Annotated in this window: 6 protein-coding genes; all 6 read right to left on the bottom strand. The window is 65.3% G+C overall.

From position 1 onward, the window contains the following. Positions 1 to 75: 75 nt before the first annotated feature. From RT424_RS18200 to RT424_RS18175, 6 genes are read right to left on the bottom strand one after another with little or no spacing between them, the layout of a single operon-like run. Positions 76 to 1,581, bottom strand: a complete 1,506-nt coding sequence (locus RT424_RS18200; protein WP_313441092.1) for an OprO/OprP family phosphate-selective porin — start codon at positions 1,579 to 1,581, stop codon at positions 76 to 78. A gap of 50 nt (positions 1,582 to 1,631) precedes the next feature. Further along, positions 1,632 to 2,426: a CoA ester lyase gene (locus RT424_RS18195; RefSeq protein WP_313441090.1), complete on the bottom strand. Its 795-nt coding sequence runs from the start codon at positions 2,424 to 2,426 to the stop codon at positions 1,632 to 1,634. Next, on the bottom strand, positions 2,423 to 3,274 hold the full coding sequence (locus tag RT424_RS18190; RefSeq protein ID WP_313441088.1) for a MaoC family dehydratase N-terminal domain-containing protein: 852 nt from the start codon (positions 3,272 to 3,274) through the stop codon (positions 2,423 to 2,425). The genes RT424_RS18195 and RT424_RS18190 overlap by 4 nt, the downstream gene beginning before the upstream one ends. Next, positions 3,271 to 4,389: a CaiB/BaiF CoA-transferase family protein gene (locus RT424_RS18185; RefSeq protein ID WP_313441086.1), complete on the bottom strand. Its 1,119-nt coding sequence runs from the start codon at positions 4,387 to 4,389 to the stop codon at positions 3,271 to 3,273. The genes RT424_RS18190 and RT424_RS18185 overlap by 4 nt, the downstream gene beginning before the upstream one ends. Continuing rightward, a complete protein-coding gene (locus RT424_RS18180; protein WP_313441084.1) occupies positions 4,389 to 5,552 on the bottom strand; it encodes an acyl-CoA dehydrogenase family protein in 1,164 nt (387 codons plus the stop codon). Before RT424_RS18180 ends, RT424_RS18185 begins: the two co-directional genes overlap by 1 nt. Positions 5,553 to 5,589: 37 nt before the next feature. Continuing rightward, positions 5,590 to 7,077: an aldehyde dehydrogenase gene (locus RT424_RS18175; protein WP_313441082.1), complete on the bottom strand. Its 1,488-nt coding sequence runs from the start codon at positions 7,075 to 7,077 to the stop codon at positions 5,590 to 5,592. Between the last annotated feature and the right edge of the window lie 10 nt (positions 7,078 to 7,087).

The raw sequence follows: 7,087 nt of genomic DNA, 5'->3' as shown, positions 1-7,087 counted from the left end.
CGCGCGGCTTTACGTTATAGTCGATCACCCGCTTCACGGGCACGAGGATCTTCATACGTGTCTCCAGCTTTGAAATCAGAATGAAACCTCGGCGCGCATCGCAAGCGTATTGCCGGAATCCTGTCCGGCATCGAAGCCGATGCGATTCCTTGTTCGCCACCACGCATAGTTCGCCATCAATCGGAAGTAGTCGGTCATGTACCAGTTGAGCCCGAGCGTCAGCGTCCTGCCCGCACCGCCCATCGGCAGATCGCCGAGATCGGCCCGTTCGTAACGACCGACGAGTTCGAGACCGCCCATACCCCCATCGCCCAAGAGCGGGTGATTGACTTTCGGCACCATGAACGTGCCGCTGCGGGGCTGGTAGGGCGCGGTTTCGCCGGTGATCCACCAGCCCCCGCTCACGGACAGGGCCTTGATTCTTGCCCGCCCGAAGGTGGCCATCGGTCCCTTGCGGAAATGCCGCTGACCGTACTCGCCGTAAAGGAAGAACGGTCCACTGAAGGCGCCAAGTTCGGCGCCGAAGGCGCGGGCGCCATCGAGGCCGGTCAAAGGCGACGCACTGATGCGGACATTGCTGCTGAGCGCTCCGTTCATGAGAACGTTGACGGTCTGAGCGGCATCGCGCCCCGGCATCGCCTCGTCATAGGCCCAGCCGCCGACATGCAGCGTCATGCCCTTGCCGACCAGCGGATTCCAATGCGCGCGCGCCATCAGGATGCGGTCGTCGCTGCGGGTATAGTCTCCATCCACCCGGTCGCCATGGACCGCGATCGAGGCGTGCCAGTTCGGGCCGCTGGCCCGCGCTGCCACACCCATGAGGAAGATGCCGTTCTGCGGTGCCAGTGCCAAGGAATTGACGTTCAGCATGATGAATGGATTGGCCTGGGCTGCGGTAGCGACATCGATGCCGCGATCGGTGAGCAGGCTGCCTGCGCGCAGATCCGCCTCGACCTGGCCGTGCCTGGTTCGGAAGCCGATGAAGGTGTTGTTGACTTCGGTCTGGTTGCGCCGGAAATCGACCTCGAACTGGTAGAACAGGTGGTCGCCCGCGCTGCCGAGGGCGCCGAAGCGGAACTGGCGAAGCGAAGAGGTGGTCAGGTTGCGCTCGTCGAACCGTGATCCGCCGGTCGTGTAGAAATCCGCCAGAATGCGGCCGCGCGGCTTGAAGGTGAAGCGACCGTCGCGGGTCGAGAACGATGGCGCGCCGCGTGTCCAGTCGATCTTCAGGTCGGCCGGGACGGCGGGCAACCGCGACGCCGGCCGGGCGGCTTCCGCCGCGCGCGGAACGGAAGCAGCGTCGGTCGGGGCCACCGCCACCGGTGCAGGCGCCGCAAGGAGATCGGGAGAAGCCGGTGGGCTTGCCGCCTCTCCCGGAGCGCCTGCTCTGGCCCTGGAAATCAGCACATCGGCCCTTTCGCGGCTGATCAGTCCTGCCTGCACCAACTCGTCGATCAGGGCGAGAACGGTGCGATAGCTGCTGGTCGCTTCTTCCGCCGTGGCGGCAAACGCGCAAGGCGGAACACTGCACCATCCGGTCGCGATCAGCGACCAGACGGCAATTCGAAGATTGCCTTTCATGTCGATCCTCTTCCAGGGGCGCCGCTCTTTTTGGGCGTGCGCGTTTCAATTCAAGGGGTTTCGGTTCCTTCCCGTGAGAGGATGTTTCGCGCCCGGATCCGCACCGGCTCGTCGACCATGGCTCCATCGACGCTGGCCGCGCCGTCGCCGCTGGCCAGGACGCGCCTTGCCCAATCCACTTCCCCGGCGGTCGGGCGGAAGCCTTCGCGAACCGGAGCGACCTGGTTGGGGTGGATCAGCAGCTTGCCGCCGAACCCGAGAGACCGCGCGTAGCGGGCGTCGTCGCTCGCTTCGTCAGCATCGGCAATGCCGGTAGTCACGCCGTCGAGCGGTGCGGGCAGACCGCCGAGCCGCGAGGCCAGCACGAGTTCGCTCCGGGCATTGGCCAAAGCATCGCGGACATGGGCACAGCCGAGATCGGCGGAATAGTCCACCGAGCCGAAGGCGAGCCGGGCGGCATGTCCCGAGGTGGCGATGACGCGCGCCTGCGCGATGCCCTGTGCCGTCTCGATCAGGGCGACGACTGGAAGGACTGCCGCAATACGCCGGATGTCTTCCAGCTCCGCCGCCTTGGGCAGCACGATACCGCCGATGGGCAGGCGCGATGCCGCTTTCAGGTCCTCCTCATGCCATTCCGTATCGGCGCCGTTGATACGCACGAGGATCGGCAGGTCGATGAAGTCCGCCGCGAGCGCGGCGCGCGCAGCATCTTTCGCGTCCAGCGGTACGGCATCCTCCAGGTCGAGGATGATGGCGTCCGCTCCGCTGGCCGCGGCCTTGGCGAAACGCTCGGGCCGGTTGGCGGGGACGAAGAGCGGGAAGGAGAAGGGGGGGAGTACCTTCACGACCAGAAAGCCTGTGCCTGCATGGCGACGGGACCACCGGAGCGCGCCGTCCAGAGCCTGAGTTCGCCGTCGGCGACGTGGCCGGCATGAAGGAAGAAGCCTTCGGTATCGAACAGGGTCGAGGTGCTGCGGAAGCTGAAGCGATCGGGCGCGCCTTTGCCGCCGAGGGTCGCCGCCAGATGCAGCAGCATCGTCGCCTGGAGCGGTCCGTGGACCACCAGTCCCGGATATTTCTCGACCGAAGTGGCGTAGGGATGATCGTAATGGATGCGATGGCCGTTGAACGTCAGGGCCGAGTAGCGGAACAGCAACGGTGCCGTGGGAGACACCGCGACCGTGCTCGCGCCCGTCGCGGCGGGTTCCGGTTCGCGGGCAGGGCTTGCGGCGTCCAGCGCGCGGTAGACGATCGTCTGTCTATCCTGTGCGACGATCCCGGCACTGCCCGAGATTTCGTGGTCCACGGTGACGAAGCACAAGGCGCCGGTGCGGCCCTCCTTGGCGGTCACCTCGCTGACGACCGAGCGCCGCGTCACCACGTCGCCGACGAGGAGTTCGCCGCTGAAGGCGATGTCGCTGCCCGCCCACATGCGGCGGGGCAGGGGAACCGGCGGCAGAAAGCCGCCGCGTGCCGGATGGCCGTCTTCACCGAGCGCGTCCATGGGCGCCACCGGCTGACAGAGGCAGAAGTGGATGAGGCGCGGTGCGACCTCGCCGTCCCGCGGCGCCTCTCCCGGCAGGCTTAGGGTTGCGTGGAACCGTTCGGCCAGAGCAGGGGTGAGGTGGTCTACCGCCACCTCCTCGCGGCCGATCCATTCCTGCAAGTGCGCGGTGTCGAGTGTGCTGGTCATGCGGCAGCTTCCTTGATGTCGTCTTCGCCGAGCCGGGGAACCGGCCCGTAGCGGCGCTCTTCCCCGCGGAAGATCGCTGCCGGTGCCGGGTAGGAGACGGTGCCTCCGCCGGTTTCCACGGTGATGCGGCGCAGCTGTTCGTGCCGCGACAATCCCGCCATGTCGTTGACGCTGGCGAATGCGGCATCTGCGGCCAGGAGCCGGTCGCACGCTTCATCCTTGGTCATGAAGGCGAAGGCATCGGCCACGAGCGCGTCGGTCTGCGCCCGGTTGCAGACGCGTTGGACATTTGTCGCGAAGTGGGGATCGCTGCCATAGGCCGCGTCTCCGAGAAACACGGCGGCGAACTTCGCCCATTCGCGGTCGCTTTGGATCGAGAGCAGGACCTGCTGGCGGTCGCGAGTCGTGAAGACCCCGTAGGGCGCGATCGAGGGGTGAGCGAGACCCATTCGCCGCGGCGGCTTGCCACCTTCCTCTTGGAGCAGGGGAACGGTGAGCCAGTCCGCCATCACGTCGAACATCGAGACGCGGATGTCGGCACCCTCGCCGGTGATCCCGCGGCCGATCAGCGCTTCGAGAACGGCTGCGTGCGCGGTCGCGCCGGTAGCGATGTCGACGATGGATATACCCACCCTTGCCGGGGCTTCGGGCCCGCCGGTAACCGAGGATAGACCCGATTCCGCCTGAATCAACAGGTCGTAAGCCTTGCGGTCGGCCATAGGGCCGTCTCCGTAGCCGCTGATCGAGCAGATCACGAGGCGCGGATGGGTGACGCGCAGCTTTTCCGGATCGAAACCGAGCCGGGCCAGGGCGCCGGGCTTGAGGTTCTGCACCAGAACGTCCGCGCCCTCGATCAGCTTCGCCAGTTCGGCCTTACCCTCCGGCCTGGCAAGATCGACGACATGCGATTCCTTGCCGCGATTGAGCCAGACGAAGTAGCTGCTCTGGCTGCCCTGCACGGCATCGTCGTAGCCGCGTGCGAAGTCACCCTCGGGCCGCTCGATCTTGATGACCCGTGCGCCCGCATCGGCCAGACGCGAGGTGCAGAAAGGCGCGGCGACGGCCTGCTCCACCGCGACGACGGTCAGCCCTGCGAGGGGAAGCCGCGCGGTCATCAGAACGACCTCGGCAGGCCGAGGACGTGCTCGGCGACATAGCTGTAGATCAGGTTCGTGGAGATCGGCGCGACCTGGTACAGCCGGGTTTCCCGGAACTTGCGTTCGATATCGTATTCGCAGGCAAAGCCGAAGCCGCCATGGAACTGGAGGCAGGCGTTGGCCGCTTCCCACGAGGCCTTCGCAGCGAGGTATTTCGCCATGTTGGCCTGGGTGCCACAGGGCTCGCCCGCATCGTAGCGGCGGCAGGCTTCGAAGCGCATGAGGTTGGCGGCTTCCACCTCGATGAAGGCATCGGCGATGGGGAACTGCACGCCCTGGTTCTGGCCGATGGGACGGCCGAACACCACGCGCTCGCTGACGTACTTGCTTACGCGGTCGATGAACCAGTAGCCGTCGCCGATACACTCGGCGGCGATCAGCGTACGCTCGGCGTTGAGCCCGGTGAGGATGTACTTGAAGCCCATACCTTCCTCGCCGATCAGGTTTTCGGCGGGGATTTCGAGATTGTCGAAGAACAGCTCGTTGGTCTCGTGGTTGACCATGTTCGGGATCGGCTGAACCGCCATCCCGTTGGCTTGCGCCGCCTTGACGTCGACGAGGAAGATCGAGAGTCCTTCGGACTTCTTCTTCACCTGATCGAGCGGGGTGGTACGGGCGAGCAGGATCATAAGGTCCGAATGCTGGACGCGGCTGATCCATACCTTCTGGCCGTTGATGACATAGCGGTCGCCCTTGCGTACGGCCGTGGTCTTGATCTTGGTGGTGTCGGTGCCGGTGGTCGGCTCGGTCACGCCCATCGACTGGAGGCGCAGTTCGCCGCTGGCGATGCGGGGCAGGTACTTGCGGCGCTGCTCTTCCGAACCGTGCCGGATCAGCGTGTTCATGTTGTACATCTGGCCGTGGCACGCGCCGGAATTGCCGCCCGCCCGATTGATTTCCTCCATGATCACCGAAGCTTCCGTGAGACCGAGGCCCGAGCCGCCGTACTCTTCGGGAATGAGGGCAGCCATCCAGCCCTCTTTCGTCAGGGCATCGACGAATTCCTCGGGATAGGCGCGGGCTTCGTCGATCTTGCGATGGTACTCGTCCGGGAATTCGGCGCAGAGCGCGCGAACCGCGTCGCGGATATCGTCGAAGCCATCCCCTGCCGTTGTCTGCATTGTACTATCCTCGTTCGTTTGTCTCGCCCGTGCAGGATCAGCGCAGGACGAAGGGATTTGGGACGCCGTCGGCCAGATTGATCCAGACGCACTTGGTCTGGAGGTACTCGTCGATCGCATGTCGACCGCTTTCGCGGCCGATGCCGGACATCTTGTAGCCGCCGAACGGGGCCATGAAGCTCACCGCGCGGTAGGTGTTGACCCAGACCGTCCCGGCACGCAGCCGGTCGGACATGCGGATCGAGCGCGCCATGTTCGAGGTCCAGACGCCTGCGGCCAGCCCGTAGATCGTGTCGTTGGCGATACGGACCGCGTCTTCTTCATCCTCGAAGGAAATGATCGAAAGCACAGGTCCGAAAACCTCTTCGCGGGCGATGCGCATGTCGTTGTTGACGTCGGCGAAGATCGTCGGTTCGACGAACCAGCCCTCCGCCAGCGCCGGATCGGCCGGAACCCGGCCCCCCAGCACGCAGCGGGCACCTTCGGTCTTGGCAATCTCGATGTATGAAAGCACTTTCTCGCGCTGTGGCAGCGTCGTGATCGGACCGACTTGCGTGCCCGCGTCCATCGGATCGCCGATCCGCGCGGACCTGGCGATCGCAACGATCCGCTCTACCACTTCATCGTAGACCGAGCGCTCTACGAGCACGCGCGATCCGGCGATGCAGGTCTGGCCGGAGGCGGCGAAAATGCCCGAAATGGCGCCCTTGGCGGCATCGTCGAGATTGGCGTCGGCGAAGATGATGTTGGGAGACTTGCCGCCCAGTTCGAGCGTGACGTGCTTGATGCCGCGCGCTGCCTGCTGGTAGATATGGGCGCCGGTAGCGTCGCCGCCGGTGAAGGCCACTTTGGCGACTTTGGGGTGCTCGACCAGGCTGGGGCCGACTTCACCGCCGAACCCCGTCACGCTGTTGACTACGCCTGCAGGGAAGCCGGCCTCGGCGAACAGTTTGAGGAATTCGAGCGTTGCGCATGACGTGAATTCGGACGGCTTGACGACGACCGTATTGCCCGCCGCCAGCGCAGGGGCAAGTTTCCAGGTCAGGAGCAGGAGAGGCGAGTTCCAGGGCGTGATCGCAACCACGACTCCCAGCGGCTCGCGCTTGGTATAGCTGAACATCTGGGGCTTGTCCGAAGGCAGGACGCCGCCTTCGATCTTGTCCGCCAGTCCGCCGAAGTAGTGATACCATTCCGCCATATAGCGAACCTGGCCGAGCATCTCGGCATATAGCTTGCCGTTGTCGCGAACTTCGAGCGCTGCAAACTTTTCGGCGTCCCGTTCGATAAGTTCGGCCAGGCGGCGCAGCAGCTTGCCGCGTTGCGTGGCGGTAAGCTCCGGCCAGGAACCGCTGGTGAAAGCGGCATGGGCCGCTTCCACCGCGCGTTCGGCATCCGCCGGGCCGCAGCGCGGCAGTTCCGCCCACTCCCTGCCGGTGAACGGGTTGGTGCTGGAAAACCAGTTTCCACTTTCCGCCTCGACGGTCAGGCCGCCAACGACATTGCGATACCGGTCGAGAATGGCCATCTTGTCCTCC

This window comes from Novosphingobium sp. (assembly GCF_032093395.1).
In the GTDB taxonomy this organism is placed as follows: Bacteria; Pseudomonadota; Alphaproteobacteria; order Sphingomonadales; family Sphingomonadaceae; genus Novosphingobium.
This window is presented reverse-complemented; position numbering and strand designations above follow the sequence as displayed.